Origin of the sequence: Deinococcus marmoris DSM 12784, from assembly GCF_000701405.1 — a bacterium.
GTDB classification, from domain to species: domain Bacteria; phylum Deinococcota; class Deinococci; order Deinococcales; family Deinococcaceae; genus Deinococcus; species Deinococcus marmoris.
The window spans coordinates 86,910-112,470 of sequence record NZ_JNIV01000002.1; the positions used below are offsets into that span (position 1 = coordinate 86,910).

Annotated in this window: 27 protein-coding genes; 15 read left to right on the top strand and 12 right to left on the bottom strand. The window is 65.8% G+C overall.

Annotation, left to right across the window (positions count from 1 at the left end; translation table 11 throughout):
- Window positions 1-114 precede the first annotated feature (114 nt).
- The gene (mbhE, locus tag Q319_RS0101160) at window positions 115-2,472 is read right to left on the bottom strand and encodes a hydrogen gas-evolving membrane-bound hydrogenase subunit E (RefSeq protein ID WP_034413247.1); all 2,358 of its coding nucleotides are present in this window, start codon (window positions 2,470-2,472) and stop codon (window positions 115-117) included.
- A 335-nt stretch (window positions 2,473-2,807) separates the two neighbouring features.
- On the opposite strand from mbhE, the gene Q319_RS0101165 reads away from it, so the two are divergent.
- The gene (locus Q319_RS0101165; RefSeq protein WP_051654991.1) at window positions 2,808-3,908 is read left to right on the top strand and encodes a 3-deoxy-7-phosphoheptulonate synthase; all 1,101 of its coding nucleotides are present in this window, start codon (window positions 2,808-2,810) and stop codon (window positions 3,906-3,908) included.
- Window positions 3,909-4,083: 175 nt separating this feature from the next.
- On the opposite strand, the gene mglA is transcribed toward Q319_RS0101165, so the two are convergent.
- Both mglA and mglB read right to left on the bottom strand, forming a co-directional pair.
- On the bottom strand, window positions 4,084-4,674 hold the full coding sequence (gene mglA, locus Q319_RS0101170; protein WP_029479937.1) for a GTPase MglA: 591 nt from the start codon (window positions 4,672-4,674) through the stop codon (window positions 4,084-4,086).
- Window positions 4,675-4,753: 79 nt separating this feature from the next.
- On the bottom strand, window positions 4,754-5,239 hold the full coding sequence (gene mglB / locus Q319_RS0101175; RefSeq protein ID WP_029479938.1) for a GTPase-activating protein MglB: 486 nt from the start codon (window positions 5,237-5,239) through the stop codon (window positions 4,754-4,756).
- Window positions 5,240-5,413: 174 nt separating this feature from the next.
- Between mglB and Q319_RS0101180 the strand changes: the two genes are divergently transcribed.
- Both Q319_RS0101180 and Q319_RS0101185 read left to right on the top strand, forming a co-directional pair.
- Window positions 5,414-7,345 (top strand): phosphodiester glycosidase family protein, encoded by a 1,932-nt coding sequence (locus Q319_RS0101180; RefSeq protein WP_034413249.1) that lies wholly within the window; start codon window positions 5,414-5,416, stop codon window positions 7,343-7,345.
- Window positions 7,346-7,476: 131 nt separating this feature from the next.
- Entirely contained in the window at window positions 7,477-8,706 is a 1,230-nt protein-coding gene (locus Q319_RS0101185) for a S8 family peptidase (protein WP_029479940.1), read from the top strand.
- Window positions 8,707-8,736: 30 nt separating this feature from the next.
- Here Q319_RS0101185 and Q319_RS0101190 read toward each other — a convergent pair whose 3' ends face one another.
- The 6 genes from Q319_RS0101190 to Q319_RS0101215 form a co-directional block, all read right to left on the bottom strand.
- Entirely contained in the window at window positions 8,737-9,306 is a 570-nt protein-coding gene (locus Q319_RS0101190; protein ID WP_029479941.1) for a 3'-5' exonuclease, read from the bottom strand.
- A gap of 70 nt (window positions 9,307-9,376) precedes the next feature.
- Window positions 9,377-10,273, bottom strand: coding sequence for a UV DNA damage repair endonuclease UvsE (gene uvsE, locus Q319_RS0101195; RefSeq protein ID WP_156039122.1), 897 nt, complete (start codon window positions 10,271-10,273; stop codon window positions 9,377-9,379).
- Entirely contained in the window at window positions 10,267-10,446 is a 180-nt protein-coding gene (locus Q319_RS29060) for a DUF2256 domain-containing protein (RefSeq protein ID WP_029479944.1), read from the bottom strand. The genes uvsE and Q319_RS29060 overlap by 7 nt, the downstream gene beginning before the upstream one ends.
- Window positions 10,436-10,933: a gluconokinase gene (locus Q319_RS0101205; RefSeq protein ID WP_029479945.1), complete on the bottom strand. Its 498-nt coding sequence runs from the start codon at window positions 10,931-10,933 to the stop codon at window positions 10,436-10,438. Before Q319_RS0101205 ends, Q319_RS29060 begins: the two co-directional genes overlap by 11 nt.
- 109 nt (window positions 10,934-11,042) lie before the next feature.
- The gene (locus Q319_RS0101210; protein WP_029479946.1) at window positions 11,043-12,281 is read right to left on the bottom strand and encodes a TCR/Tet family MFS transporter; all 1,239 of its coding nucleotides are present in this window, start codon (window positions 12,279-12,281) and stop codon (window positions 11,043-11,045) included.
- Between the two features lie 204 nt (window positions 12,282-12,485).
- Window positions 12,486-13,121 carry a nitroreductase family protein gene (locus Q319_RS0101215; RefSeq protein WP_029479947.1) on the bottom strand — a complete coding sequence of 212 codons (636 nt, stop codon included), beginning with the start codon at window positions 13,119-13,121 and terminating at the stop codon, window positions 12,486-12,488.
- 88 nt (window positions 13,122-13,209) lie between these two features.
- On the opposite strand from Q319_RS0101215, the gene Q319_RS0101220 reads away from it, so the two are divergent.
- The 9 genes from Q319_RS0101220 (at window position 13,210) to Q319_RS0101260 (ending at window position 21,305) form a co-directional block, all read left to right on the top strand.
- Entirely contained in the window at window positions 13,210-13,590 is a 381-nt protein-coding gene (locus Q319_RS0101220) for a winged helix-turn-helix transcriptional regulator (RefSeq protein WP_029479948.1), read from the top strand.
- Window position 13,591: 1 nt separating this feature from the next.
- Window positions 13,592-13,819 carry a hypothetical protein gene (locus tag Q319_RS0101225; RefSeq protein WP_029479949.1) on the top strand — a complete coding sequence of 76 codons (228 nt, stop codon included), beginning with the start codon at window positions 13,592-13,594 and terminating at the stop codon, window positions 13,817-13,819.
- Between the two features lie 43 nt (window positions 13,820-13,862).
- Complete coding sequence (locus Q319_RS0101230; RefSeq protein ID WP_029479950.1) at window positions 13,863-14,438, top strand: hypothetical protein; 576 nt, start codon at window positions 13,863-13,865, stop codon at window positions 14,436-14,438.
- Window positions 14,439-14,643: 205 nt separating this feature from the next.
- Window positions 14,644-15,615, top strand: a complete 972-nt coding sequence (locus Q319_RS0101235; protein WP_029479951.1) for an aldo/keto reductase — start codon at window positions 14,644-14,646, stop codon at window positions 15,613-15,615.
- Window positions 15,609-16,529: an NAD-dependent epimerase/dehydratase family protein gene (locus Q319_RS0101240; protein WP_051654992.1), complete on the top strand. Its 921-nt coding sequence runs from the start codon at window positions 15,609-15,611 to the stop codon at window positions 16,527-16,529. The genes Q319_RS0101235 and Q319_RS0101240 overlap by 7 nt, the downstream gene beginning before the upstream one ends.
- Window positions 16,526-17,527 (top strand): SDR family oxidoreductase, encoded by a 1,002-nt coding sequence (locus Q319_RS0101245; RefSeq protein ID WP_029479954.1) that lies wholly within the window; start codon window positions 16,526-16,528, stop codon window positions 17,525-17,527. Before Q319_RS0101240 ends, Q319_RS0101245 begins: the two co-directional genes overlap by 4 nt.
- A 110-nt stretch (window positions 17,528-17,637) precedes the next feature.
- Window positions 17,638-18,936 carry an aspartate aminotransferase type Ic gene (locus tag Q319_RS0101250; RefSeq protein WP_029479956.1) on the top strand — a complete coding sequence of 433 codons (1,299 nt, stop codon included), beginning with the start codon at window positions 17,638-17,640 and terminating at the stop codon, window positions 18,934-18,936.
- A gap of 54 nt (window positions 18,937-18,990) precedes the next feature.
- The gene (locus Q319_RS0101255; protein ID WP_051654993.1) at window positions 18,991-19,491 is read left to right on the top strand and encodes a MarR family winged helix-turn-helix transcriptional regulator; all 501 of its coding nucleotides are present in this window, start codon (window positions 18,991-18,993) and stop codon (window positions 19,489-19,491) included.
- A 149-nt stretch (window positions 19,492-19,640) separates the two neighbouring features.
- Window positions 19,641-21,305, top strand: coding sequence for a VOC family protein (locus tag Q319_RS0101260; protein WP_029479960.1), 1,665 nt, complete (start codon window positions 19,641-19,643; stop codon window positions 21,303-21,305).
- A 5-nt stretch (window positions 21,306-21,310) separates the two neighbouring features.
- On the opposite strand, the gene Q319_RS0101265 is transcribed toward Q319_RS0101260, so the two are convergent.
- On the bottom strand, window positions 21,311-22,006 hold the full coding sequence (locus Q319_RS0101265) for a DUF2259 domain-containing protein (protein ID WP_029479962.1): 696 nt from the start codon (window positions 22,004-22,006) through the stop codon (window positions 21,311-21,313).
- Window positions 22,007-22,170: 164 nt separating this feature from the next.
- Here Q319_RS0101265 and Q319_RS0101270 point away from each other — a divergent pair, with 164 nt between their 5' ends.
- Window positions 22,171-24,090 (top strand): heavy metal translocating P-type ATPase, encoded by a 1,920-nt coding sequence (locus tag Q319_RS0101270; RefSeq protein WP_029479964.1) that lies wholly within the window; start codon window positions 22,171-22,173, stop codon window positions 24,088-24,090.
- A 26-nt stretch (window positions 24,091-24,116) separates the two neighbouring features.
- On the opposite strand, the gene Q319_RS0101275 is transcribed toward Q319_RS0101270, so the two are convergent.
- Both Q319_RS0101275 and Q319_RS0101280 read right to left on the bottom strand, forming a co-directional pair.
- Complete coding sequence (locus tag Q319_RS0101275; protein WP_029479965.1) at window positions 24,117-24,413, bottom strand: hypothetical protein; 297 nt, start codon at window positions 24,411-24,413, stop codon at window positions 24,117-24,119.
- A gap of 82 nt (window positions 24,414-24,495) precedes the next feature.
- Window positions 24,496-24,792: a hypothetical protein gene (locus Q319_RS0101280; RefSeq protein ID WP_029479967.1), complete on the bottom strand. Its 297-nt coding sequence runs from the start codon at window positions 24,790-24,792 to the stop codon at window positions 24,496-24,498.
- A 135-nt stretch (window positions 24,793-24,927) separates the two neighbouring features.
- Here Q319_RS0101280 and Q319_RS0101285 point away from each other — a divergent pair, with 135 nt between their 5' ends.
- Entirely contained in the window at window positions 24,928-25,149 is a 222-nt protein-coding gene (locus tag Q319_RS0101285; RefSeq protein WP_029479968.1) for a hypothetical protein, read from the top strand.
- Window positions 25,150-25,173: 24 nt separating this feature from the next.
- On the top strand, window positions 25,174-25,503 hold the full coding sequence (locus Q319_RS0101290) for a hypothetical protein (protein ID WP_029479969.1): 330 nt from the start codon (window positions 25,174-25,176) through the stop codon (window positions 25,501-25,503).
- The last annotated feature ends 58 nt before the right edge of the window (window positions 25,504-25,561 follow it).

Genomic DNA, 25,561 nt, shown 5'->3' on the forward strand with positions numbered 1-25,561 from the left:
CTTGCAAAACGATGAAGATCCGGGCGGATGCGAGAAGGAGAGAGGCGGGTTCCGGGCGTGGAGTTGATGAACCGGAGCTTTCCAGGTTTGTTAACGAAACAGACGGAATCCGTATCATGGCCGCCGCCTGGGAAGGTCCAGCAGTTCCGGCGATGCGGGCGTGGTGTCCTTCTCGCTGCGGGCCTGTCCCCGGCGGCCCAATCTGACCAGACTGCCCACCGCCAGCGCCACCATGCCCACCACCACGATTTCACCCAGGGTATCAAAACCCCGGAAATCCACCAGAATCACGTTGACCACGTTCTTGCCGCCGCCCTCCTTGTAGGCGTTTTCCAGGTAATACGGCGAGATCGGCGGCGACAGAAAACGCAGGCTGGCCAGGACCAGTAGGGTGGCCCCCACACCCGCCGCCCCGGCCAGCCCCACGTCGATGATCCCGCGCGCCCGCCCGCGCGGCAGGCTGCGGAAGCCCGGCAGATAGCGGAAGACCAGCAGAAACAGGATCACCGTGACCGCCTCGATCAGCAGTTGGGTCAGCGCCAGATCGGGGGCGCGCATGGCCAGAAACGCGGTGGCGCTGCCGAAACCGGTCAGGCCGGTCAGGACCACGGCGGTCAGGCGGTTGCGCGACAGCAGCACGCCCAGCGCCCCGGCCACCAGCAGCACGGCGATGGGCAGCGTACTCAGGGGCACGGCCTCCAGCGGCTGAAACACCTGCGGCGCACGCCACACCGCGTAGCCGCCCATCAGTCCGGCGGCGGCCAGCGTGAGGCGCAGCTGGTCCGGCAGCGCTAGACCCTGCGTCCCGGTGATCACGCGTGAGGCGAGAAGATTCAGGCCGTCCAGCAATGCCCGGTAGACCCGGTTGGAACTCAGGGGAAACTCCACATGCACCTGAAGAAAATAAACCCGCGCCGCCTGCCACACCAGCAGCGCAGCCAATCCCCAGGTCAGCAGGGTCAGCAGCAACGCGGGCGTGACCCCATGCCACAGATACAGGTGACCCTCGTAGTCCGCGAACCCCAGCGCGGCCCCGGCCCGGCGGGTCAGCCACTCGGCACTGGCGGGCAGCACGCCGAACAGCAGCGCTGCCCCGGCCAGCAGCGCAGGCGGCAGCAGCAGACCCGGACCCGCCTCGTGAATCTGGGGCTTGAGGGGCTGCCCAGTGTCGTCCTCGGGGGCGCGGAAGTCGCCGAAGAAAATACTGATCAGCCGCACGCAGTAGGCCAGCGTGAAGGCGCTGCCGATCACGGCCACGGCGATAAACCCTGGCCCGGCATGAATCATCGCCTCGTAGAACAGCTCCTTGGAGATAAAGCCCCCCAGCGGCGGCAGCCCGGCCATGCTCAGGGTGGCAAGCAGGGCCACGGCGAAGGTCAGCGGCAACTTGCGCCGCAGTCCCGACAACCGGAAGGTCTCGCGCGTGCCGGTTTCGTGATCGATGATGCCCACCACGAAGAACAGCGCCGCTTTAAAGGCCGCGTGGTTGAGCAGGTGGGTGGTGGCGGCAAAGCGGCCCTCCGCGTCGGCCAGCCCGTACAGCGCCATCAGCAGGCCCAGTTGCGACACGGTGGAAAAGGCCAGCAGCGCCTTGAGGTCCGTCTGCTTCAGCGCCCGCCACGATCCCCAGAACATCGTCGCCACCCCTAGCGGCACGATAATTCCGCTCCACAGGGCACTACTGCCAAAGATCAGCCCGAACTTGGCCACCAGCACCACCCCGGCCTTGACCATCGTGGCCGAGTGCAGAAAAGCGGAAACCGGGGTGGGCGCTTCCATCGCGGTGGGCAGCCACAGATGGAAGGGGAGCTGCGCGCTCTTGGTGAAGGCCGCCAGCAGCGTGAGCAGCAGCGCCGGGATAAACAGGGGCGAGGCCCGCACCGCCTCCAGGTCCAGCCCTGAAAGGGTGGTGCTGCCCCCGGCCACCGACAGCAGGGCCACCGCCGCCAACAGGCCCAGCCCCCCCAGCGCACTGACCAGAAACGCCTTGATCGCGCCGTCACGCGCCTCGCTGCGGGTGTGCCACAGGCCGATCAAGAGGAAGCTGGTCACGCTGGTCATCTCCCAGAAGGCGAACAGGGCGATCATGTTGTCGCTGAGAACCAGTCCCAGCATAGAGCCGCCGAACAGCAGCAGGTACGGGTAGAAGCGCCCGAAGCGTTCGCGCTCCGACAGGTAGGCCACCGAGTACAGCGAGGCCAGCGCCCCGATCACGCCGATCAGGACCGCGAACAGCAGCGAGAAGCCGTCGCCCCGGAAGGCGAAATTCAGGCCCAGTTCCGGCACCCAGCCCGTCACCTGACTCAGCGGAGTGCCGCCCACCTCCACACTGTTTCCGGCCAGTGGCACGGCCAGCAGCAGGGCGGGCACAAAGCCCAGGGCCGCCAGATACCCGGTGCGGCGGCCCAGTTGGCGGGCCATCAGCGCACACACGGCGGCCATGATCAGGGGGAACAGGACGGCGAGGGTCACAGTTTGGGGTCAGTGGCGAACAGAGGGGCGATCATGCGCGCTCTATCAAATCACACCCGGATGAACGGCGCACCGCCGGGGGTTACACGGTTGCACGGCGCGCAGCTTTGCAGCCGTCTCCATTCCCCGCCTAGACCGCCCGCCCTCAGCCTCTCCCCCGCCCCTCTACACTTTCCCCATGCTTTTCAGCAGCGCGTTTTTTTATTGGTTCCGTTTCCACCGGGCCTAGCATCGCGCTGTTTCAATCCCCTGACCGCCCGGTAGACGCCCCACAAAGGCCACCGGGCGGCGTTTTTTGCCCCTGCTCAGACACACAGCCAAAAGGAGAACCGCACATGACCCAGCTCTCAGAAGTTGAACTGCCCACGCCCGAAACACAGACGCCCGCGCCCAGCCGCACCGAGAACCTGAATGTGTCCAGCTTCACGCCGCTGCCCACGCCCCGCGAACTGAAAAGCGCGCTGCCGCTGACGCCAGGGGCCGAGCGCACCGTGCTGGCCGGGCGTCAGGCGGCGCAGGCCATCTTGCGTGGCGAGGACGCCCGCCTGCTGGTGGTGGTGGGGCCGTGCAGCGTCCACGACTCCGGCGCGGCGCTGGAGTACGCCCGCAGGCTGGCCGCACTGCGGGAACAGGTGGCAGGCACACTGGAAGTTCAGATGCGCGTCTACGTGGACAAACCCCGCACGACGGTGGGCTGGCGCGGCTTTCTGATGGACCCCGACATGACCGGCGCAAACGATGTGGGCCGGGGTCTGGCCCTGACCCGCCGCCTGATGCTGGAGGTGGGCGAGCTGGGCCTGCCCGTCGCCACCGAGCTGCTGGACCCCTTCGCGCCGCAGTACCTGTTCGACGCCGTGGCCTGGGCCTGTCTGGGCGCACGCACCACCGAATCGCAGACGCACCGGGTCATGGCGAGCGCGGTGAGCGCCCCGATGGGTTTCAAGAACGGCACGGGGGGCGGCCTCAAGCTGGCGGTGGACGCGATGGTGGCGGCAGCCCACCCGCACGTCTTCTTTACCGTGGACGACGACGGGCGGGCGTGCATCGTGCAGACCGAGGGCAATCCCAACGGCCACATCATTCTGCGCGGCGGCAAGAATGGGCCGAATTACGCTCCGCAGTTCGTCAAGGAAGCCGCCGATCTGATCACGGCGGCAGGACGGCCCCCGGCGGTCATGGTGGACTGCTCTCATGCCAACAGCGGCAGCGATTTCCAGAGGCAGGGCCTGATCTGGCGCGACGTGGTGCAGCAGCGCCTGGGCGGCCAGCATGCCATCCGGGGCCTGATGCTGGAAAGCAATCTGGAGGAGGGCAAGCAGAGTGTCCCCGCCGATCCCAATGACCTGAAGTACGGCGTCAGCGTCACCGATGCTTGCGTGGGCTGGGCCGAAACCGAGGCGCTGCTGCTGGAGGCAGACGCGGCTTTGCGGGGCTGAGATGGAAGGCGAACCCCTCTCCTGCGGAGCTTTGCAAGCCAGTCTGCTTTGCCGCCAGCTCCTCTCAAGGGGAGCCAGGAAAGACGACTGACAGGCAGAGGGCCAGACAGGAATGTCAACGCAAGAGCCGGAGAAATGGGAATCCCCACGTCTCCGGCTCTTGCCCAACTCTGCTTTACTTCGTCTGAGACAGCCGTTCCAGGACCAGACGGCTGACCGTCTTGAGGGTCTCGAACACGCCCACGCCCTTGTCGGACATGGCCTCGAACAGTTGCAGCTCGTTGCGGGGATCGATCACCGCGCGGATCATGCTGGTGGGCAGGGCGTCGGGCAGATCGCGCTTGTTGACCTGCAAGACAATCGGCACGTCACGCACGTTGATCCCGTGTTCAGCCAGGTTCTCGCGCAGGTTGCGCATGCTCTCGGCGTTGGCGCGCAGGCGGTTGGGGGCGCTGTCGGCCACGAAGACGATGCCGTCCACGCCGCGCAGGATCAGCTTGCGGCTGGCGTTGTAGAAGACCTGACCCGGCACGGTGTACAGGTGGAAACGGGTTTTGAAGCCCTGCACGCTGCCCAGATCCAGGGGCAGAAAGTCGAAGAACAGGGTGCGTTCGTCCTCGGTGGCCAGCGAGACCATCTCGCCGCGCAGGTGGCCGGGCACCTTGGCGAACACCTGCTTGAGATTGGTGGTCTTGCCGCTCATGCCGGGGCCGTAGTACACGATCTTGCAGTTGATTTCGCGGGCGGCGAAGTTAATGGTACTCATGCGCTGGTGCCTCCTGTGGGCGGATTCAGTGATGGGAGAAAGTACGGTTCAGCCGGGGCGGAGCCTGTCTTCGGAAGGCTCAGCCCAGCAGATCGTCGAGCAGGGCCGTGGCCCCCGCGCTGAAATCCCCGCCGAGCTGGATTTCGGGAATGTCCTTGAGTTCGTCCAGAATGGCGGCGAGCTGAGGCACGGTCTTCTTGGAATAGACCTTGACCCGGCCCAGCGGCACGCTGGAATCGAAGATCAGCGTGAGCAGCGCGTCCGTTCCCACCGATTCCACGTACAGTGTTCCGTTCTCGCCCTGGTGAATCTGCTCGCTGAACGTCCGCTCGCCCAGCATGTTCGCCAGGGCGGCGGTGGCGGCGGCGTTGCTGGCCACCAGCGTCGCAACGCTGTCCAGCGCGGGCGGGCGCGGTGCCCACAGCGCCTCCTTGTGCGACAGCACAAAGCCCTTGCGGTCCACCAGCAGACCGTAACGCACGCCAGCGGCGTCCAGCAGCTCCTGAATAAGCGCGTCCACGCGGGCATAGGCTTCCCCGTAGAGCGCGAGTGAGGGTTCGATCATGAAATGCAGTATGAACACAGGCCAGCACAAGAACCTGACGGCACTGGAAATGAGTGGCGAAAATGCCGCATTGGTGTGGTGTGCGGCCCATCTCTGGCGTGGTCAGGCGCTAGACTCCGCCGCGTGAAGTTCGGGCAGAGGGTTGGAAAGAAGCGGGCGCTGGGCATATTGCTCATGATCGGGGCCGCGTTGCTGGCCGGAGCGGCGGACGCACGCCCCACCGCCATTGGCGGCATCCGGCAGAGCGCCAGTGTGGACTCCAGAATGCTGGGCGGCAGCGAGATGCTGGCGGTCTGGACCCTGCCGCGCCTGGGCGTCTCGGTCCGCAACGATCCGCAGGACCTGCGGCTGCTGCTGGGCAAAAGGGAACTGCGGTACGCCCCTGGCAAGGGCTGGACGGCGCACGGATTTGCGCTGACGGACACCCTGCCCACGCCCATGATCGAGGGCGGGAGCCTGTATGTGCCGTTGCGAGCGCTGGGGCTGCTGGGCGTCCGGGTGCTGGCCGATACCCCCGGCCTGCTGGCCTTCGCCGCGCCTGCCAGCGTGCCGATGGCGACGCTGCTGCCCTCGGACGGGGGACCGGAACGCCCGGTGATCAGACCGCCCGTAAGCGCGACACCCTCAGCGCCAGCGACCACCGCAGTTCAGCCCGCGCCAGCAGCGCCAGCCTCTCCCCCACCTGCCGTCACTCCATCTCCAGTTTCCCCCGAATCTTTGCCCAACATTCAGCCTGTTCCAGCGCTGCCCACGCCGACGCCCCCCCCACTCGTTCCCAGCCTGACTGTGCCGAGGGTGGCGAATCTGGACACGGTGCGGATCAGCCGGACGCTGTACCGCACGGTGGAAGTTCAGCGGGTGGTGATGGACCTGAGCGCCCCGGCCTCGCAGGAGATTTCGCGGGAGGGCGGTGGCCTGAGTGTCTTTCTCCCCGGTGTCACGGTGACCGGCAGCCAGCAGACGCTGCCGGGGGGCGACACGCTGACCCTTGCACAGACCGGGGCAGGCGCGGCCATCCGGCTGGCAACCGGGGGCGGACGCAGCGAGATCTTCACGCTGGAAGACCCATTCCGGGTGGTCATCGACACCACCACCTACAGGGATTCGAGCGTGCCGCCGCCGATCGACCCCGAGGCCCTGCCCGCCGGAGTGACCTACCGCAACAGGGAACTGCTGCACCTCCTGAGCTTCGATCCGGCCCTCTTCCAGCCGCGCGTGGTGAGTGCGCCCCTGGGCCGCTCGCTGTCGGTGCTGGACCTGGTGAAATCGGCGGGAGGGGTGGCCGGGGTCAACGGTGGATACTTTGACCCGCGCAGCAGCCTGCCCGTCGATCTGGTGGCGGTGGGCGGCCTGATGACGGCGGCCAGCCTGGAAAAACGCGCCACCGTGGGCTTCACGGCGGGAGGTGAAACGCTGTTCGGCTACCCGCGCCCGCGCTATGTCCTCAGCGGACCGTTCGGCAGCGTGACCGTGAACAGCGTGCGCGCCACGCCCAACGCTGCGCTGCTGACCGCCTTCGTGGGAGACGGAAAAACGTTGGTGGGCGGCACGGGTCTGACCACCCTGCTGCTGGCTCCCGGCAGTGTCAGCGTCACCCGCGCCGTGACCGGGCAGGTCATCCCGCCCCCCCGGACGCTGGCCTTCACCTTCGATCCAGCGCGTTTTCCAGCCCTACCCGTTGCGGCGGGCGCACCGCTCATTGTCGCCCTGAACTGGCAGGCCACCGACGCCCCCTGGGGCAGCGCCGTGGACGCCCTGAGCGCCGGGCCGCTGCTGGTGCAGGGCGGCAAGGTGGTGATCGACCCGCGCCGGGAGGGTTTCAACACCGCCGCCGGCGTCTGGCGCTCTACCCGGCAATCCGCGCTGGGCACGCTGGGCGGTCAGCCCACCATCGCCTATTTCGAGTACGGCACCCCCGAAGCCTTCGCTGCGGCCCTGGCCGGGGCAGGCGTGCGCGACGCCGTGCGGATGGACAGCGGCAGCAGCGCCACCGCCTACCTTCAGGGCGGCTACGCGGGGTTGGGCGGCTACCTGAACACGGTCTGGAGCCAGCCGGTGCCGAACGCCATCGTGTTCGTCCCGCGCGGCGTGGCCGGGAAGAAGTAATTCCGCTGATCTGAACTTACATTGATTCGCTGAAAGCAGAATATTCGCATTTTATACGCCTATGAGCAGAATCTGGGCCACGGGTTTAGACTGCCTTCCAGACCCCAGTTCACGGGTCTGGGGGGGACGGCATGAAAAAGGACCGTTTTATCGTGTGGCGGCAGGACGCCAGCATTCAGGCCAGGGCGCAGGAAGGCAGCGCCGCGCCTCCCCGGATGGACGCGGCAGACGCGCCCGTCCCCCTCTCTCAGATGACGCTGAAGGTTGAATCCCTGGATCGCCGTGAACTCCCTGATCTGCTTCAGGAAAGGGGCGTGCAGATGGCCGCCCCCAGCATTCCCATGCGCCTGATCCGCCCGGTCAGTCGTGCGGAGGCCGATGCGAGCGCCACTGGACCCACCTGGGGCGTTCAGGCTGTAAAAGCCGACACCAGCCCGCAAAACGGCAAGGGTGTGACCGTTGCCATCCTGGACACCGGCATCGACCCGGAGCATCCGGCCTTCGCGGGCGTGAATCTGGTGCGGCGCGACTTCACGCTGGCAGAGGGTGACGCCGACGGTGGCATGGATGCCGAGGGCCACGGCACCCACTGCGCCGGAACGGTGTTTGGACGGGATGTGGACGGCCAGCGCATCGGCGTGGCCCCCGGCGTTCAGCGCGCGCTGATCGGGCGGGTGCTGGGCGCGGACGGCAGCGGCAGCAGCGAGGGCATTGCGCGGGCACTGGCCTGGGCGGTGCAGGAGGGCGCACATGTGGTCAGCATGTCGCTGGGCATGGACTTTCCGGGGCTTGTGGCCGAACTGATTAAGCGCGGCCTGCCCGCCGAACTGGCCACCTCACAGGCTCTGCTGGACTACCGCGCCAACCTGGGCCTGTTTGGCGCGCTGGCCGCCTACGCCCGCAGCTACGGCGGAGACGCCACGCCCACGCTGCTGATCGCCGCAGCGGGCAACGAGAGCCGCCGCCAGCAGAACCCCGACTGGGAGGTGGGCGTCGCGCCGCCCGCGACCTCCGACGGGTTTATCTCGGTGGCGGCGGTGGGATTAGGGAGCGGAAACAAACCAGACGCGGGCCTGACCGTCGCACCGTTTTCCAACACGGGGGCTACCCTCAGCGGTCCCGGCGTGAACGTCACCTCGGCCAAACTGGGCGGGGGTCTGGTGGCCTATAGCGGCACCAGCATGGCCACGCCACATGTCGCCGGGGTTGCGGCGCTGTGGTTCCAGTCGCTGATCAACTCGGGTGATCTGACGCGCAACACGGTGGAAACTGCGCTGAAAGGCAGTGCCACGCGCGGACCCCTGGGCGCGGGCGTGGACAAGCTGGATGTGGGATTGGGGTTGGTGCAGGCTCCGCAATAGATAGAAGTGGAGTTGCACGTCTCCCCTCTCTCAAACCCCGAGACGTTCATTTCTCTTCGCCGACTCCACCCTCAGCATTTCCAGCAGCCGCAGATATGCCTGCGCGGTTACCTGCACGTCGCCGTAGCTGCGGTGGCGTCCGCCGGGGGCAAAGTTCAGGCCCAGGCGTTCGGCCAGCACGGTCAGGTTGTGGGCGCGTTCGCGCGGGAAGGCGCGGCGGGAAAGCTGCACGGTGCAATGTTCCGCCGCCGGTTTCCAGACCAGACCCTGGCGTTGGGCATTGGCGCGCATGAAGCCGCTGTCGAAGCCGATGTTGTGCGCCACCACCGCCGAGTCGCCCACGAACTCCAGAAATTCGGGCAGTACCTCGGTCATGGTGGGCGCGTGGCGGACCATCTCGTTGCTGATTCCGTGAATGCGCTCCACACGCCAGGGAATCAGCAGCGGCTGGCCGAAGTCGCCGACGGGCTTGACGAGCGTTTCATATTTCTGCGTTTCCTCGATGCGGCCATCCACCACCCGCACCGCGCCGATTTCCACGATGGCGTCTCGCTCCGGCGAGAGGCCCGTGGTTTCCAGATCGAAGACGACGACGTTCACGCCGCTTAGGCTAGCGCGCGGGACAGGACGGAACTGAAAGACGGTGAGTTGAGGCAGCAATTGCAGATGCTCAAATCGCCCCTCCTCCCATCAGTCCTCCCACCGCCTCCTCCTTGCCCTTGGCCTCCACCTCGATCCAGGGCACATCGGCAAAGGCAGCGGGTAGGTGCGTGATCAGGTGGCTGTGGCGGCGGTCCTGCGGGCTGTCGATGCCGTTGGACAGGTGGACCACCTGCCAGTCGGGCGGGGTCCAGGTGGCGCGGGCTTTCAGCACCCACTCGCGCACGGCGGGATCGTCCTGATCAGGGAGTTTGTCGTGGATGACGTGATGGTGGCCGTCGTAGACCAGCGGCACGCCCGTGGCCTCACAGACGGGCAGCAGATCGGCGGGCCCGTAGGCGTACTCGTCGTTTTCCAGGCCCAGGCGCAGACGGGCAGCGTCGGGCAGATTGGGGATGACCGCCTGCAATTCGGCGGCGCGGCCCCCCTTGCCACCGTGCAGCAGCAGCAGATTCCAGGGACTGCGCTCCAGGCCCAGGCCGTCCATCACGCGGGCGTGCGAGTTCAGGGCGTGGACGCTGCGGACGCGCACATCCGGGGTGTCGCTGTTCAGGACGATGAACTGTTCGGGGTGCATCAGCACGCGAATCTTCCGGTCCACGAACGCCTGCCCCGCCTCTCGCAACTGCCCCGAAAGAGAGGTCAGCACCGCCTCCCCCGTATCGTCACCGATCAGGTCCAGCATGGGAAAGAGGCTGGCGCTCATGCGGTACAGGCGAATACCGCGTGCCGCGCAGAAGTCGGCAGCGCCGCGCAATCTGGAGATGTTGTCGGTGTAGAGGTCCAGCAGTTTGGCCTCGCGCTCAGTCGGTGACAGCGCCCGGTAGCGGCTAAGGGTCACGGTGCGGAATCGAACCTCTGGCCCCACGGTCATGCAGACCAGACCATAAGCAGGGGCGGTCACGATGCCCCCTTTGCTGCCGCCCGACACCTGTCAGAACAGTATTTGACGCTGTCCCAGTCGCGCTCCCACTTCTTGCGCCAGGAAAAGGGCAACCCACAGACCGGGCAAATCTTGCTGGGCCGCTCGGAAGGTTTGCGGCCCCCACCAAACGCTTTCTTCGCGGCCTTAGCGGGCATCGGCAATTCCCAGGGCAGACAGCGTGATGCGTGTCAGATCAGCAGATGAGTCCTGCGCCGTGACATGCAGGGTCAGCACATCAGCCTCTCCCCGGTCCGGCGGCTCCAGCGTCTGCAACTGCGAGGGCAGCAGATCGGCGTGGGCGTAATGTCCACCGCGCTCTTGCAGACGCTCCAGCAGCAGCGACGGTGGCACGTTCAGAAACACGAAACGGGTGTGCGGCACGCGCAGCACGTCGCGGTAGCTATGGCGCAGCGAGGAACACGCCAGGATCACATCGGGCAGCGCCAGCAGTTCGGCACGCAACCGTTCCAGCCACGGCTGACGGTCCTCGTCGCTCAGGCCCAGCCCGGCGGCCATCTTCGCGCGTGCCTCACTGGTATGAAAGTCGTCGCCGTCCAGAAACGGCCAGCCAGTGCGCGCCGCCAGCGCCTGCCCCAGCGTGGTCTTACCACTGCCGGACACGCCCATCAAGATCAGTCTCACTTTGCTTGCCGCCACATCGCTCCCAGTCTGTCGCAACTGGGCCGCGCGTGGACGAGAGCAATGGGGAGGCTCCCTTCATCTGTAGGCAAGACTGGGTTACAGGCAAACCTCAGTCGCCCACGCCGCCCAGCGTCGCCTCTTCCAGCGTGCGGCGCAGCACGGACCAGATCATGAACAGGCCCGCCAGCGACAGCGCAGCTCCCATGATGAAGGCCGCCCCCGGCACGCGCACAGACGCGCCGCCGCCATTGAAATAGGCGAAGACGGCGGTGGCGACAATCGGCCCCACCACACCCACCAGACTGGACAGGCTGGTGATCGCGCCCTGCACGCGGCCCTGCTCGGTCTCGCTGACCTGTCGGCTGATCAGGCCCTGGATGGCCGGTTGCGCCAGCCCGCCCCCCGCGCCCACCACCAATGAGGCGTACAGCACCGGGGAACTGCGCGCCACGCTCAGGAGCAGGAATTCGGCGGTGGACAGCGCCAGCCCCAGCAGGATGGTGCGCCGCTCGCCCAGCTTTTTTATCGCAATGCCGATCAATCCGCCCTGCACCACCGCCGTCAGCAGACCGAAAAAGGCCAGTGCGATTCCGTTTTGCAGCGGCGTCCAGCTCAGCACGCCCTCGGTGTACAGGACCCAGGTGCTGAAGATGACCTGCCCGGCCAGCCCCAGCAGCACAAAGGTCAGCGCCAGACTCCGCAGCAGCGCGTACTCGCCCAGCGCCTTCAAGGGTGTGAGGGGGTTGAGGTCCTTGCGGTTCAGCCGTTTGCCCCGCGCCGAGGCAGGCAGCGATTCGGGCAGCACGAAGTAGCCGTACAGCAGATTTAAGCCGCTGAGGGCCGCCGCCACCAGAAACGGCACCCGCAACCCATACTCGCCCAGCAGCCCGCCCAGCGCTGGCCCCAGGATAAAGCCCAGGCCAAACGTTGCGCCCAGCAGGCCAAAGTTCTTGGCACGGTCCGCAGGAGGCGTCACGTCGGCAATGTAGGCGTTCGCCACCGTCAGGCTGGCCCCGGTGACCCCAGCGATCAGGCGGCCAATCAGCAGCCACCACAGGGTAGGCGCAAAGAACAGCAGCAGGTAATCCAGCGCCATCCCCAGCAGGCTCAGCAGCAGCACGGGCCGCCGCCCGTAGCGGTCACTCAGAGTGCCCAGAATCGGGGCAAAGACGAACTGCATCAGCGCGTAGGCCGCCGTCAGCAGGCCGATGTCGCGCGCCCCTGCCGCCTCCGATCCAGCCAGTTCCTTGACCAGCCCCGGCAGCACCGGGATGATCAGCCCGATGCCCATGATGTCGATCAGTGCAGTGATGAGAATAAAAATCAGGGCGGCGGGGCGTTTGGACATGACAGGACCTTCTTCGGGGAGGGGGGCTTCTTAGGGCAGGAGGGCAGGCATGGGATTTGACGCGACTCACGCAGAGTTTCGGCTTAAATGTAATTCCCCGAACAAATTACGTCAATAGGCAAAGCGGCGGATGTGTTTCGCTGGGCAAAATCACAGCCCGCAAAAACCGCCCCCACTTCGGAGGGCGGCTCAGAATTCAGAACTTCAGTAGAACTTGGTGACGCGCTCGACGTCGTGGCGGTGGTGCGGGAAGCCGTCCTCGGCGCGCTTGCCGATGGGCAGCAGGCCAGCGAACTGAACGTGTTCGGGCAGACCCAGCAGTTCGCGGACCTTGTCGGGCTGGAAGCCCAGCATGGGCACGGTGTCGTAGCCCAGGCCGCGCGCCGCCAGCATCACGAAGCCGAAGGCGATGTTAGCCTGAGACAGACCCCACGCGCCGCGCTGGGCCATGTCCTGACCGCCAAAAGCACCGTCGAAAGTCTTGCGCTGTCCGGCGCGGCCCTCGTCACCCATACCGGGGTGGGCGGTGTCTTCCACGGTGTTCAGGGTGTCTTCCATGTCGCTGTAGACCACGATCACGGCGGGCGCACTGCCGACTGCCGGTTGGCCGTAGGCGGCGGCCATGAGCTGCTCTTTAATCTCGGCGGTCTGGACCACGGCGAAGCGCCAGGTCTGGGCATTCCAGGCGCTGGGGGCCAGGCTGGCGAGGCGCAGGATCTCATGCAGATCGCCCTGATTCATGGGTTCCTGCACGAACTTGCGAATGCTGCGGCGGGTTTCGATGGCCTCGGCAACGGTGAGGGGCGCGACGGTCTGGAGCGGGGTCAGGGTGGCGGTCATGTCCGCTACGCTACGCCCACTAGTTTATAAAGTCAAGCGGTGTAATCCGCGCCTTAATTGGTTTTGCGTTTAGGTGTAGAATCCTACCATGAACACGGAACTTTCCGCTCCCGGACCCTCTGCCCAGGGGGTCGAGAAGGGCTTTTGCCCGGTCTACCGGGCCATCGGCGTGTTGCAGGAGAAGTGGGTGCTGCACATCGTCCGCGCGCTGCTGGACGGCGAAAAGGGCTTCAACGAGCTGGCCCGCGCGGTGGGCGGCTGCAACAGCGCCACACTGACCCAGCGTCTGGAACACCTGGAAACGCTCAAGATCATCGGCAAGCGTACCGAGGATACGCACGGCAAGCTGGCCCGCAGCGTCTACACGCTGACCCCGGTGGGCCGCGAACTCCAGAGCGTCATCGATGCCATCGACACCTGGGGCCGCGCCCACCTGCAAGAAGGGCCTCCGGGCGTGGCGGGCTGCTGAGGTGTGGGCCGCCCTCATCTTTGTCGCGCTTCCCCTTGCCCTGATCGTGCTGGCCTTCAAGATCAAGCCGCTGGTGCCGCCGGACCAGACGCGCGGCGACGCGATGGGCGGAGCGCGGGCGGCGGGCGGGATGTTCGGCAGCCACGGCCTGTCGCCCGACGAGCGCAGCGTGCGCGAAGACACCGAGCGGGTGCGCCTGAATCTGGAGGATGTGAAGACCCGTGGGTAAGCTCGCGATTCCGCTTCAGTTCCCGCTGCACTAAGCTGAACCCATGAGCCTTAAAGACAACTTCACGGCAGACGAGTGGTTCAAGGTCATGACTGGCCCCGGACGGGCAGGGGCGGCGGTGGTGGCCTCCAGCCCCAGCGGCGTGACGGGCCTGCTGGCCGAGGCCCAGGCGATAGCCAACGCCGTGCGCGAAAGCGTGAGCAGGGACAGCCGCACCCCGCTGATGGAGGCGATGGCCGCCGATCTGCTGGGCCAGCCTGCCGCCAGAGCGCCGGAGCAGGAACGCGCCCGCAACGTGGAGGACGTGAAAAACCAGAGCCTGGAAGGCGTGCGGCAAGCCATGTGGCTGGTCAATGCCAAGACCAGCGCAGCGGACGCCGCCGCCTACCGCGAGATGCTGATGCTGGTGGCTCAGCGCACCGCCGAGGCCGCCAAGGAAGGCGGATTCCTGGGCATCGGCGGCGAACGCGTGAACGACAAGGAACGCGCCGTGATCGAGGAGCTGCGCCAGATGATCGGGGGCAGCGAAACAGGCGTCGTTATGCATGAGACGCCCCCAGCCACCTCCCCAGACACGCGGCCCGAGCCGGGACCGGACGGTTCCGGAAACAGTAACTGAAGCTGAATTGAACCGATAACTTTCTTTGACAGACGGCCTCCGTACCCGGTGAGGCCGTCTTTGGTTTTGCGGGGATGCAGGTTGACCTTCTATTGCCGACCTGTTGCCGCCGCTGCCGAAATCATGAAGGCCGCGCCAGGGATGACGCCGCCGCGCCTGCGGGTGTAGCGTCGGAGGCAGAGCAAAACCCAAGGAGGCGTCAACTATGGATTACCGTCATCTGGGCCGCACTGGCCTGAAAGTCAGTCCCCTGTGTCTGGGCACCATGAACTTCGGTCCCGAAACCACTGAGCAGGACAGTCACAAGATCATGGACATGGCGCTGGACAAGGGTGTCGATTTCTTCGACACCGCCGACGTGTATGGCCGCCAGCCCGGCGAGGGCGTGACCGAGCAGATCGTGGGCCGCTGGCTGGAAAGCAACCCCGGCAACCGCGACAAAATCGTGCTGGCCACCAAGGTCTACGGCAAGATGGGCGACGGTCCCAACGATCAGAAACTCTCGGCGTACCACATCCGCAAGGCGTGCGAGGACAGCCTGCGCCGCCTGAAGACCGATCACATCGATCTGTATCAGATGCACCACATTGACCGCGCGACGCCCTGGGAAGAGGTCTGGCAGGCGATGGAACAACTGGTGCGCGAAGGCAAGGTGCTGTACGTGGGCAGCAGCAACTTCGCGGGCTGGAACATCGCGCAGGCCAACACGCTGGCCGCCCAGCGCCACTTCATGGGTCTGGTGTCCGAGCAGAGCCTGTACAACCTGTCGGCGCGCACCATCGAGCTGGAGGTCATTCCGGCCTGTCAGGCGCTGGGGCTGGGCCTGATTCCCTGGAGTCCACTGGGCGGCGGCCTGCTGGGCGGTGCCTTGCAAAAGGCCAGTGAGGGCCGCCGCGCGGGCGAGAACATGCAAAAGCAGATCGACAAACACCGCCCGCAACTGGAGCAGTACGAGGCGCTGTGTAAGGAGCTGGGCGAATCCCCGGCGGACGTGGCGCTGGCGTGGCTGCTGCACCAGCCCGCCGTGACCGCCCCGATCATCGGCCCACGCACGGCAGAGCAACTTGGCGGCGCACTGAAAGCGCTGGACATCAAGCTGAGCGACGAAACGCTGAAAAAGCTGGACGGCATCTGGCCCGGCCCCGGCGGACAGGCCCCCGAAGCCTACGCATGGTAAAGGCCAGCCCCCAGACCCCTCCGGCGGGGCCAGTGGTCCTGACGGGGGCGGCGGGCCGGGCCGGACGCGCGGCCCTGAAACATCTGCTGGAACACGGCCATGAGGTCATTGCCGTGGACACCCAGCCCATCCCAAGGCCAGAGGGCGAATTTTCCGGCTCCTTAAAAGCCGTTCTGCGCGCCGATCTGACTGATCTGGGCCAGACGCTGGAGGTCATGCACGGCGCGGGCAGCGTGGTTCATCTGGCCAATATTCCCGCCCCGGACCTTCAGGCCCCGCACCACACCTTCGTGCAGAACGTGACCATGAACCACAGCGTCTTTACAGCGGCCACCATGCTGGGGCTGGAGCGGGTGGTCTGGGCGTCCAGTGAAACCACGCTGGGCCTGCCCTTCGACGTGCCGCCCCACTACGCCCCGGTGGACGAGGCGCATTACCCACACCCCAAGTCGTCGTATGCCCTGAGTAAAGTGGTCACGGAGACGATGGCGGAGGATTTTGCACGTCACTCGGGCATTCCCTTCGTGGCCCTGCGCTTCTCCAACATTCTGGGGCCGGAGGAGTACCGCCGTTTCCCAGAGCTGGCGTGGCCCGATCCCCACGCGCGCAAGTGGAACCTGTGGGGCTACATTGACGAGCGGGACGCCGCGCTGGCCTGCCGCCTGGCGCTGAGCGCGCCCCTCCAGGGGGCCAGCAGCTTCATCATCGCCGCCGCCGACACCGTCATGCCGCAGCCCTCGCGCACGCTGATGGCGCAGGTGTTTCCGGGCGTACCCCTCCGGGAATCGCTGAAGGACTATGAAACGCTGCTGAGCATCGACCACGCCCGCGAGAAACTGGGGTTCGAGCCACAGCACCGCTGGCGGGACACGCTGGGCGAGGACGGCGCAGCCCACCAGGGAGGACAGGTATGAAGGTTCTGTTTATCGGCGGCACGGGGATCATCAGTTCAGCGTGTTCGGAACTGGCGCTGGCGCAGGGGATGGAGCTGTACCTGCTCAACCGTGGAGAGTCCTCGCGGCCCGTGCCAGACGGCGCGAAGGTCTTGAGAGGCGATATCCGCGATCCGGGCAGTGTGCGCCAAACGCTGGATGATCTGGCGCTGGGCAATCTGGAATTCGACGTGGTGGTGGACTGGGTGGCCTTCACGCCCGAACATATCGAGACCGATCTGGACTTGTTCGCGGGCCGGACCAAGCAGTATGTGTTCATCAGTTCGGCCTCCGCGTACCAGAAGCCGCTGGGGCACCTGCCGATCACGGAATCCACGCCGCTGCACAACCCGTTCTGGCAGTACTCGCGCGACAAGATCGCCTGCGAGGACCGCCTGACCCGCGCCTACCGCGAGGACGGCTTTCCGGTGACTGTCGTGCGGCCCTCGCACACCTATGACCGCACGCTGCTGCCGATGGACGGTGGCTGGACCGTGGTGGACCGCATGCGCCGGGGCAAACCCGTGATCGTTCACGGCGACGGCACCTCGCTGTGGACCCTGACCCACCACCGCGACTTTGCCGTGGGCTTCGTGGGGTTGCTGGGCCGCCCAGCGGTGATCGGCGAGGCGGTGCAGATCACGGGTGACGAATGGCTGACCTGGAACCAGATTTTCGAGCTGGTGGCCGGGGCAGCGGGCGTCAAGGCCCAGCTCGTCCACGTTCCATCCGAGGTCATTGCCGCCTTTGCGCCCGACTGGGGCGCAGGTCTGCTGGGCGACAAGGCCCACAGCGCCGTTTTCGACAACACCAAGATCAAGCGTCTGGTGCCGGAATTCAACGCCACCATCCCCTATGCGCGCGGCGTGCAGGAAGTGTTGGCGTGGTACGACGCGGACCCGGCGCGGCAGGTGGTGGATGGGAAGCTGGACGGGTTGATGGACCGGATTATCGGGCAGATTCAGGCGGTCAGGCCATAGAGGGCAACGCCGTGCGGCGCACACTGGTTCACTCGCCCCGTTCCTCAGGGCAGACGGCCCCGCCAAACAACCTCACCCCCCCGGCCCCGCCAAACGGGTAACGTACAGGCATGACCCGTGATGGTTCCGCACCTGCCGCCGCCGATGCCCTGAGCGCCGCCCAGACCGCCTACGACGCCATTCGCGCCAGGGGGCTGAAACTGAACATGCAGCGCGGCCAGCCTTCCGACGCGGATTTTGACCTGTCTAACGGTCTGTTGGGGACACTGGGCGAGACGGACCTGAGCATGGACGGCATCGATCTGCGGAACTATCCGGGCGGAATTGCCGGGCTGCCCAGCGCACGCAAGATGTTCGCGGATTATCTGGACGTGAAGGCCGAGAACGTGATCGTCTGGAACAACGCCTCTTTGGAATTGCAGGGCTTCGTGCTGACCTTCGCGCTGCTGCACGGCGTACGCGGCAGCAAGGGGCCGTGGGTGAAGGGCGAGAGCAAGCCCAAATTCATCGTGACCATCCCCGGCTATGATCGGCACTTCCTGCTGCTCCAAACCCTGGGCTTCGATCTGGTGACGGTGGACATGCAGCACGACGGCCCCGATCTGGACGCCATTGAGCGGCTGGCGGCAGAGGACGCGAACATCAAAGGACTGCTGTTCGTGCCCACCTACAGCAATCCCGGCGGCGAGACCATCAGCGCCGCGAAGGCACAGCGACTGGCCGCGCTCCAGGCCGCTGCCCCCGATTTCACCATCCTGGCCGACGATGCCTACCGCGCGCACCATCTGGGCACGCCACCCGAAACTGTTAACTTCGTGACGCTGTGCCGGGACGCGGGGCATCCTGACCGGGCTTTCGTGTTTGCCAGCACCAGCAAGATCACGCTGGCGGGGGCGGGGCTGGGGTTCGTGGCCACCAGCGAGGACAATATCAAATGGATGTCCAAGTACCTGAACGCCCAGAGCATCGGCCCCAACAAGCCCGAGCAGGCGCGGCACGTCAAGTTTCTGGGCAGTTATCCCGGTGGCATCGATGGATTGATGCGCGACCACGCCGCCCTGATTGCCCCCAAGTTCCGCGCGGTGGGCGAGACCCTGCGCGCCGAACTGGGCGAGGGCGACGATTTCGCCACCTGGGCCAATCCGCAGGGCGGCTATTTCATCAGCCTGGACACCACCGCCCCCGTGGCCGCCCGCGTGGTGGAACTGGCCGATGCGGCGGGCGTGAGCCTGACCCCCGCCGGGGCCACCTACCCGGACGGCAAGGACCCCGGCAATCGCAACATCCGCATTGCGCCGACGCGCCCGCCCGTGGGCGAGGTCTATATTGCCATGAGCGCCGTCGCCGCGTGCATCCGTCTGGCCACCGAGGAGTACCGCGCCGGGCAGCGGGGGCAGGGCCGATCCTGAACCTCTTAATTCACCGCTTGATTTCCTTGTGGCCTGCGGGCCAGGATGCCCGTCATGCCTAACCATTTCGCAGGCAACGCCGATGAACGCGCGGCGCTGGACGCCTATATCAAGCTGTGGCGGGGCGCGCACGCGGTGGAAGTCGCGGCCAACCGGCATCTGGCAGACCACGGCCTGACCCTCAGCCAGTTCGCGGTGCTGGAGGCGCTGTTTCACCTGGGGCCGCTGAGTCAGCGCCAACTGGCCGACAAGATCCTGCGCTCCAGCGGCAACCTGACGATGGTGATCGACAACCTGGAGCGGGACCAGCAGGTCAGCCGGGAGCGCAATCCAGCAGACCGCCGCGCCTTCCAGATTTCCCTGACAGAGGAAGGGCGCAGCCTGATCGAGCGGATTCTGCCCGGCCATGTGCGCGGCATTCGGGAACTGTTCGGGGTGCTGGAACCGGATGAGTTGCAGCAGCTCACCATTCTGACCCGCAAGATCGGACTGGAAGCCCAGAGGCGGGATGCGGATCGGGGCGAGGCCGCACCGACACGGAGAGCAAAGGTTTAGAAAGCGCTCACCCTGTTTTTCAGACAGACAGAACTGCTCTCTGGCACAAAGAAAACGCACCCCCAGAGAAAATAGTCTCTGGTCTCCCGAGAACAGCCTCTGTCCAGATTCTGCTTGAAAACCGCTTAACGTTAATCTATTATCACCGCATGACTTCCTCCTCTTCCAGCCAGATTTCCCCGGTCCAGGGCCTGCACCATGTCACGGTGATGGCCAGCGATCCGCAGCGCAACATCGACTTCTACACCAACGTGCTGGGGCAGCGCATGGTCAAGGTGACCGTGAATTTCGATGATCCCGGCACCTATCACCTGTATTACGGCGACCGCACCGGGCAGCCGGGCACGATCATGACCCACTTTCCCTGGCCCGGTGCGGCGCGTGGCGTGCGCGGCAACGGCGAAATTGTGGCGACGGCCTACAGCGCCCCGGCGGCCTCGTACGACTACTGGCTGGGCCGCCTGACCGCGCTGGGGCTGGAGGTAAGCGGGGGCATGCGCTTTGGGCAGAAGTTCCTGACGGTAGATGACCCGGACGGAACGTGGGTGGAACTTATCTTCGAGGACGGCGCACCCGTGGAGGAGTGGCCCGCCTCGCCCATCCCGCCCGAACACGCTCTGCGCGGTTTTCACTCGGTCACCGGCTGGGTGGGGGAAACCGGGGCCGTGCGCGATCTGCTGGTGGGTCAACTGGGATTTACCGAAGTGGGCAGCGAGGACGACGCGGAAGGCCAGCGCACCCGCTTCCGGGGCAGCGGCGATGACGACGGTGGCGCGGGCGTGGGCCTGTTCGTGGACGTGGTGGAACGGCCCGGTCAGCCGCGCGGCTCCTTCGGGGCGGGCAGCGTGCATCATGTCGCGCTGCGGACCCGCGACGACGAGCAGCAGACCGCGTACATGGGGCAACTGACGGCAGCGGGCTTCCGGCCCACCCCGGTGCAGGACCGCCAGTATTTCCACAGCATCTATTTCCGGGAAAGCAACGGCATCCTGTTCGAGATCGCCACCGATGCCCCCGGCTTCCCCGACGACGAGCCGGTGGATGAGCTGGGCAAACACCTCAAGCTGCCTGAGTGGTACGAGGCCCGCCGCCCCACCATCGAGGCGCACCTGCCGCGCATCGTCAGTCCCGAATACGGCTTGACGCTGGGAACGCGGGACCTGGGGACAGCTCCGGCCATTCAGGAGGAAGCCGCACCCTCCGGCATTCAGGTTCTCACGGCTGGACGCCCGCTGGGCGAGGCACGCGTGGCCGCCGTTCTGCTGCACGGGCGCGGGGCGACGGCGCAGGACATCCTCTCGCTGGAGGGAGACCTGAACCTGAGCGCCTTCACCTATCTGGCCCCGCAGGCGGACGGCAACAGTTGGTATCCGCAATCGTTCCTGGCCCCGCTGGAACAGAACCAGCCGCATCTGGACGCCGCGCTGGCCACCGTGGACGCCCTGCTGGCCGAACTGGAAGCGCAGGGCATTCCTCCGCAGAACGTGGTGCTGGGCGGCTTCAGCCAGGGCGCGTGTCTGGCGCTGGAATATGCCAGCCGCAGCGGGGTGAAGCTGGGCGGCGTGGTGGCCCTGAGCGGCGCGCTGATCACGCTGGACGGGACGGGCGATCTGGACGGCCTGCCCGTGTTCATGGGCAACGCCCCGGACGACGCGCATATTCCGCTGGACCGTTTTCAGGCCAGCGCGGAACTGCTGCGTTCACGAGGCGCGGCGGTGGATGCCCGCGTTTTTCCGGGGCTGGGCCACTCCATCAACGCCGAGGAACTGGACGCCATGCGGGCGCTGATGCAGGCGGTGGTGGGGCAGGCGTAGGGGTCTTAACGGAGTGTGGCCGCGATAAAAATCGGGGTGGCATCCGGCCCCTCGAAGCCCGGCCCGTAGGCGCGCACGGTCACCAGCACGCGGTTGCCGCGCACGTCCACGCGCTCCAGCGAGTACCGGGCGGCGCACTTGCGGTCTGCGGGCAGGCTCAGATCCTGGTGGATGGTCTGCGTGTTCACGGTCAGGCTGAATCCGGCGGGAACGCTGCCCGGCTCGAGCAGATCGCCATACGGGCAGGCCGAGGGCAGGGCGTACACATTCAGCTTGATCGGCACGGGGACAGACCACAGCGCCACGTTGATGATTCCAGTCTGTCCCGCGCCCAGACCGTCACTCCACTGCGGAAACGGTTGCGGATACACGCGGTTGTATTTCGCGGCGGACACGGCCCCCGGCGTCAGGCCGTAAGCAGACAGCGTGGCCGGGGTGGGCGGCGTGGTCAGCAGATTCCAGCGCAGCGTGTTGGGCAGGGCATCTGCCGTTTTCTGGCGGCTGTAGAGCTGCGCCCCCGTCGCCGTACTGAACACCTTCAGGCTGGCCGTGCCGAAGCCGGAGCCGTCCCGCACCCCCGAACTCAGGACCATCACCCGCGCCGAGGTGGAAGAGAAGCGCACCTGATTGACTGGAATGCGCTCGTTCGCCGCAGCAAAGGTGACGGTGGCGGCCAGGATCAGCGTCAGCAGATGTCTCATGACTGAGCGTACACCCTGGGCAACGTTACAGAACATAAGTCCGAAGAACCCCGCCCCATCCTGACTTCTCCGCTCAGGATGGGGCGTTGAGTTTGTAATAGCGGGGGAATAGAATGGGCTTATTGAGAATTATTCCTGTTAAGAATTCTCGCCCAGGAGGCTTCGTGACTACATCTACCCCGGCCAGTTTTGCCGCCCCCAGCCGCCAGCCCCACTTCAACGTCTCACCCGAACTGCGCTTTGCCGTCACCATGACTGGCCTGACCCTGTTGGGCCTGCTGGTGGGCGCAGCGGGGCAGTATTTAATCAACAACCCTTTCGTGATGTGGGGTGGCTACCTCGTCGCGTACCTAGCGGGGGGCATTCCCGCCGGGCGCGAGGCGCTGCACAGCCTGTTCGTGGAAAGGAAGCTGGACGTCGATTTGCTGATGGTGGTGGCCGCCCTGGGCGCGGCGAGCATCGGGCAGGCGGCGGACGGGGCCATTCTGCTGTTCCTGTTTAGCCTCAGCAACACCCTCCAGGACTGGGCGATGGGCCGCACCAAGAACGCCATCAGCGCCCTGATGGACCTGAACCCGGCGGGGGCCACCGTGCGGCGCGACGGACGCGAACGCTGGTGCGAGCTGGGCGAGATTCAGATTGGCGACGTGCTGATCGTCAAACCCGGCGAGCGCATCGCCGCCGACGCCCGCGTGACGCTAGGGCATACGGCGGTGGACGAGTCGCCCATCACCGGGGAAAGCCTGCCGATTGATAAGACGGTGGGCGCGGAACTGGCCTCCGGCACCATCAACCTGAACGGCAGCGTGGAGGCCGAAGTGGTTCGCCCAGCGGGAGACAGCACGCTGGCCCGGCTGGTGGCGCTGATGGAGCAGGCCCAGACCGCCAAGAGCCGCACTGAGACCATTACCGAGCGCTGGGAAAGCCCCTACGCGACGGTGGTGATCGTGCTGGTGCCGCTGGTGTTCGCGTTGCTGCATTACGGATTCAAGCTGTCGCTGGATGTCTCTTGGTACCGCGCCATGACCTTCATGGTGGTGGCCAGCCCCTGCGCGGTGGTGATCAGCACCCCTGCCGTGATGCTCAGCGCGATGGCGGCGGCGGCGCGCGGCGGCGTGCTGTTCAAGAGCAGCGCGGCGATGGACACCCTGGCCCGCGTGAACACGGTGGCCTTCGACAAGACCGGCACGCTGACTCAGGCAAAAATGACGGTGGCCCGCATAGTGGCCGACGATGAAGCGGGGGCGCTGGCGCTGGCCGCTGGCCTGGAAAGTCACAGCGAACACCCCATCGCGCGGGCGGTGGTGACGCTGGCGCGTGAGCGGGGCGTGTCTCCGGTTGCCGTCCGAAACGCGCAGGCCGTACCCGGAATGGGCATTGAGGCCACGCTGGACAGCGGCGAGTTGGCCTGGGCCGGAAACCTCCGCCTGATGACGCGCGAGGGGGCCAGCCTCTCCCCCATTCAGGACGCCGCCCTGCGTGAGCTGAATACCGAGGGCAGCAGCACCGTGATCGTGGGCGTGGGCAACCGCGTGCTGGCTGTGATGGGCGTGGCCGATACGCTGCGCCCAGGCATCGCTGAAGCCATTTCCAGCCTGCGGGCGGCGGGCGTGGAACATCAGGTGATGCTGACCGGCGACAAGATGGAGGTGGCCCAGGCCGTGGCCGCCCAGATCGGCCTGAGCGAGTACCGCGCCGAGTTGCTACCCGAGGACAAGCTGCGGATCATGGGTGAGTTGCCCGGCCCGCTGGCGATGGTGGGCGACGGCGTGAACGACGCTCCGGCCCTGGCCCGCGCCGATCTCGGCATTGCCGTCGCCAGCGGCACCGACGTGGCCATCGAGAGCGCCGACGTGGTGCTGATGAAAAACGATCTGGGCAAACTGGCCGGAGCCGTGAAACTGGCCAAAGATGCCCGCCGCACCGTCTTCCTGAACCTGGCCTTCGCCTTCGGGGTCATCCTGATCATCGCGCCGCTGGCTGTGGCCGGAAAGATTCCGTTGCCGCTGGGCGTCATCGCACACGAGGGCGGCACCGTGTTCGTGGTGTTCATGGGCCTCCGTTTACTGCGGCACCGACTGTAAAACGCCTGATCACTCAGCAGGCGGAGTCAGAAATTTCTGGTGACTGTAGCGGTGTAAATGAATGCCCCGATAACATAGATAAATGGGGAAACTGCCGCCAGCAACGCCAGCCTGCCGCGCCGCATGATCATCAGCGCCAGCGTGGCGATCAGACAGACGGGATAGACGTACAGCACGGTAAACATCGTCTCTGAGAAATGCGCCCCTATTGGATCCTGAGCGCCACTATCGGTGGCGAAGGCCGCTGCCACAGCGGTAAAAAAGGTCAGCACCGCTCCCAGAATCAGCAGGACGATCAGACCGAAAATAGACCAGGGTTTCATCGTTGCTCCTCTCATAGGGAAGGTTGACCGCACGGGATAGCCAGAAAAGCAAACCCGTGGCGCAGCCTTTTCAGACCAGAAATCAGCGCGAAGGGAGATCAGCCCAGATGGCAGCCAGGATGAACGCCAGCAGGAGATAGAGGAAGGGGAAAGCCGCCGCAGCCAGGGCATGGCCACCCCTTTTTCTGATGGACAGCCACACCGAAGTTGGCAAAGCCACCAGATAGACCAGCGGAACAGTCATGAAAGTCACGAAGAGAGACTGTCCTATCGGGCTTCCCTCGCCACCTGCAAAGATCGCCACGACGACGGCCAGGATGACCAGAGGCACTCCCAGCACCAGCAGGACCACTTGAACAACCACCATCCAGGTTTGCATTGGCCGCAGCTTACGGCAGCAGCCGCTGAAATCTGAGTACCCGCCCAAGCCCCAAAGCTCTGTAAACCCGCCTCGCACCACCGCCCACCCCGCTTCCTCTACCCTGAAACCACTCAAATTCAGGAGGTTCCAATCATGGGAGAAGGCAAACCAGAGACCACCCCGAGCAGCAACCAGACCAACCATCCTGCCCAGGAAGGCCACAGTCCGCAGGGCGGCAGCAAGGACACCAATGATCTGCATGACATCAAGGGTGTGCAGAAGACCGGGATGCAGGAGAAGGCCAGACAGGCCGAGAACCTGCCGGAGAGCGTTATCGGCACCGACACCCTGAAAAACCCCAACCAGCGCTCGTAACCGCAAGCCAGAAAAGGAGTCTATATGGGAGAAGGTAAACCGCAGTCACAGGCCGAAACCAATGTCCAGCAAACCGATGTGCAGACCACCGACAAGTGGGAAACCGGCACCCCCAAGACCCCCAGCGACGCCGAGGCGCAGGCCGTGGTGGACGCCATGAGCGACAAGAATGCTGGGGACGGGGCTGGCACCTCTACGGCACAGCAGGTGTCCAGCACGCTTGACCCCCGCGCCGAGGGGCAGGGCGGCGACGCGATCAACCCGTCCAGCTTCGGTGGCCTGAAAGATGGCCTGCCTGCCAGCGGCGCTCCGGCAGACCCCGACAAGACCGTGGACGCGAACGAGAAAATCTAAACCGTTGGAAGCGAAAAATGGACCGCTGGCAGTTTCGCCACGGTCCATTTTCTATGGC

Excerpts from the sequence above, each read along its gene's own strand:
- Q319_RS0101185 (WP_029479940.1), top strand. The coding sequence starts at position 7,477 with ATGAAAAAGGACCGTTTTATCGTGTGGCGGCAGGACGCCAGCATTCAG.
- Q319_RS0101165 (WP_051654991.1), top strand. The coding sequence starts at position 2,808 with ATGACCCAGCTCTCAGAAGTTGAACTGCCCACGCCCGAAACACAGACG.
- Q319_RS0101275 (WP_029479965.1), bottom strand. The coding sequence starts at position 24,413 with ATGAAACCCTGGTCTATTTTCGGTCTGATCGTCCTGCTGATTCTGGGA.
- Q319_RS0101255 (WP_051654993.1), top strand. The coding sequence starts at position 18,991 with ATGCCTAACCATTTCGCAGGCAACGCCGATGAACGCGCGGCGCTGGAC.
- Q319_RS0101235 (WP_029479951.1), top strand. The coding sequence starts at position 14,644 with ATGGATTACCGTCATCTGGGCCGCACTGGCCTGAAAGTCAGTCCCCTG.
- Q319_RS0101215 (WP_029479947.1), bottom strand. The coding sequence starts at position 13,121 with ATGACCGCCACCCTGACCCCGCTCCAGACCGTCGCGCCCCTCACCGTT.
- mglA (WP_029479937.1), bottom strand. The coding sequence starts at position 4,674 with ATGAGTACCATTAACTTCGCCGCCCGCGAAATCAACTGCAAGATCGTG.
- Q319_RS0101180 (WP_034413249.1), top strand. The coding sequence starts at position 5,414 with ATGATCGGGGCCGCGTTGCTGGCCGGAGCGGCGGACGCACGCCCCACC.
- Q319_RS0101240 (WP_051654992.1), top strand. The coding sequence starts at position 15,609 with ATGGTAAAGGCCAGCCCCCAGACCCCTCCGGCGGGGCCAGTGGTCCTG.
- Q319_RS29060 (WP_029479944.1), bottom strand. The coding sequence starts at position 10,446 with ATGCCCGCTAAGGCCGCGAAGAAAGCGTTTGGTGGGGGCCGCAAACCT.
- Q319_RS0101285 (WP_029479968.1), top strand. The coding sequence starts at position 24,928 with ATGGGAGAAGGCAAACCAGAGACCACCCCGAGCAGCAACCAGACCAAC.
- Q319_RS0101245 (WP_029479954.1), top strand. The coding sequence starts at position 16,526 with ATGAAGGTTCTGTTTATCGGCGGCACGGGGATCATCAGTTCAGCGTGT.
- Q319_RS0101290 (WP_029479969.1), top strand. The coding sequence starts at position 25,174 with ATGGGAGAAGGTAAACCGCAGTCACAGGCCGAAACCAATGTCCAGCAA.
- Q319_RS0101220 (WP_029479948.1), top strand. The coding sequence starts at position 13,210 with ATGAACACGGAACTTTCCGCTCCCGGACCCTCTGCCCAGGGGGTCGAG.
- Q319_RS0101230 (WP_029479950.1), top strand. The coding sequence starts at position 13,863 with ATGAGCCTTAAAGACAACTTCACGGCAGACGAGTGGTTCAAGGTCATG.
- Q319_RS0101265 (WP_029479962.1), bottom strand. The coding sequence starts at position 22,006 with ATGAGACATCTGCTGACGCTGATCCTGGCCGCCACCGTCACCTTTGCT.
- Q319_RS0101250 (WP_029479956.1), top strand. The coding sequence starts at position 17,638 with ATGACCCGTGATGGTTCCGCACCTGCCGCCGCCGATGCCCTGAGCGCC.
- Q319_RS0101280 (WP_029479967.1), bottom strand. The coding sequence starts at position 24,792 with ATGCAAACCTGGATGGTGGTTGTTCAAGTGGTCCTGCTGGTGCTGGGA.
- Q319_RS0101260 (WP_029479960.1), top strand. The coding sequence starts at position 19,641 with ATGACTTCCTCCTCTTCCAGCCAGATTTCCCCGGTCCAGGGCCTGCAC.
- Q319_RS0101210 (WP_029479946.1), bottom strand. The coding sequence starts at position 12,281 with ATGTCCAAACGCCCCGCCGCCCTGATTTTTATTCTCATCACTGCACTG.
- mglB (WP_029479938.1), bottom strand. The coding sequence starts at position 5,239 with ATGATCGAACCCTCACTCGCGCTCTACGGGGAAGCCTATGCCCGCGTG.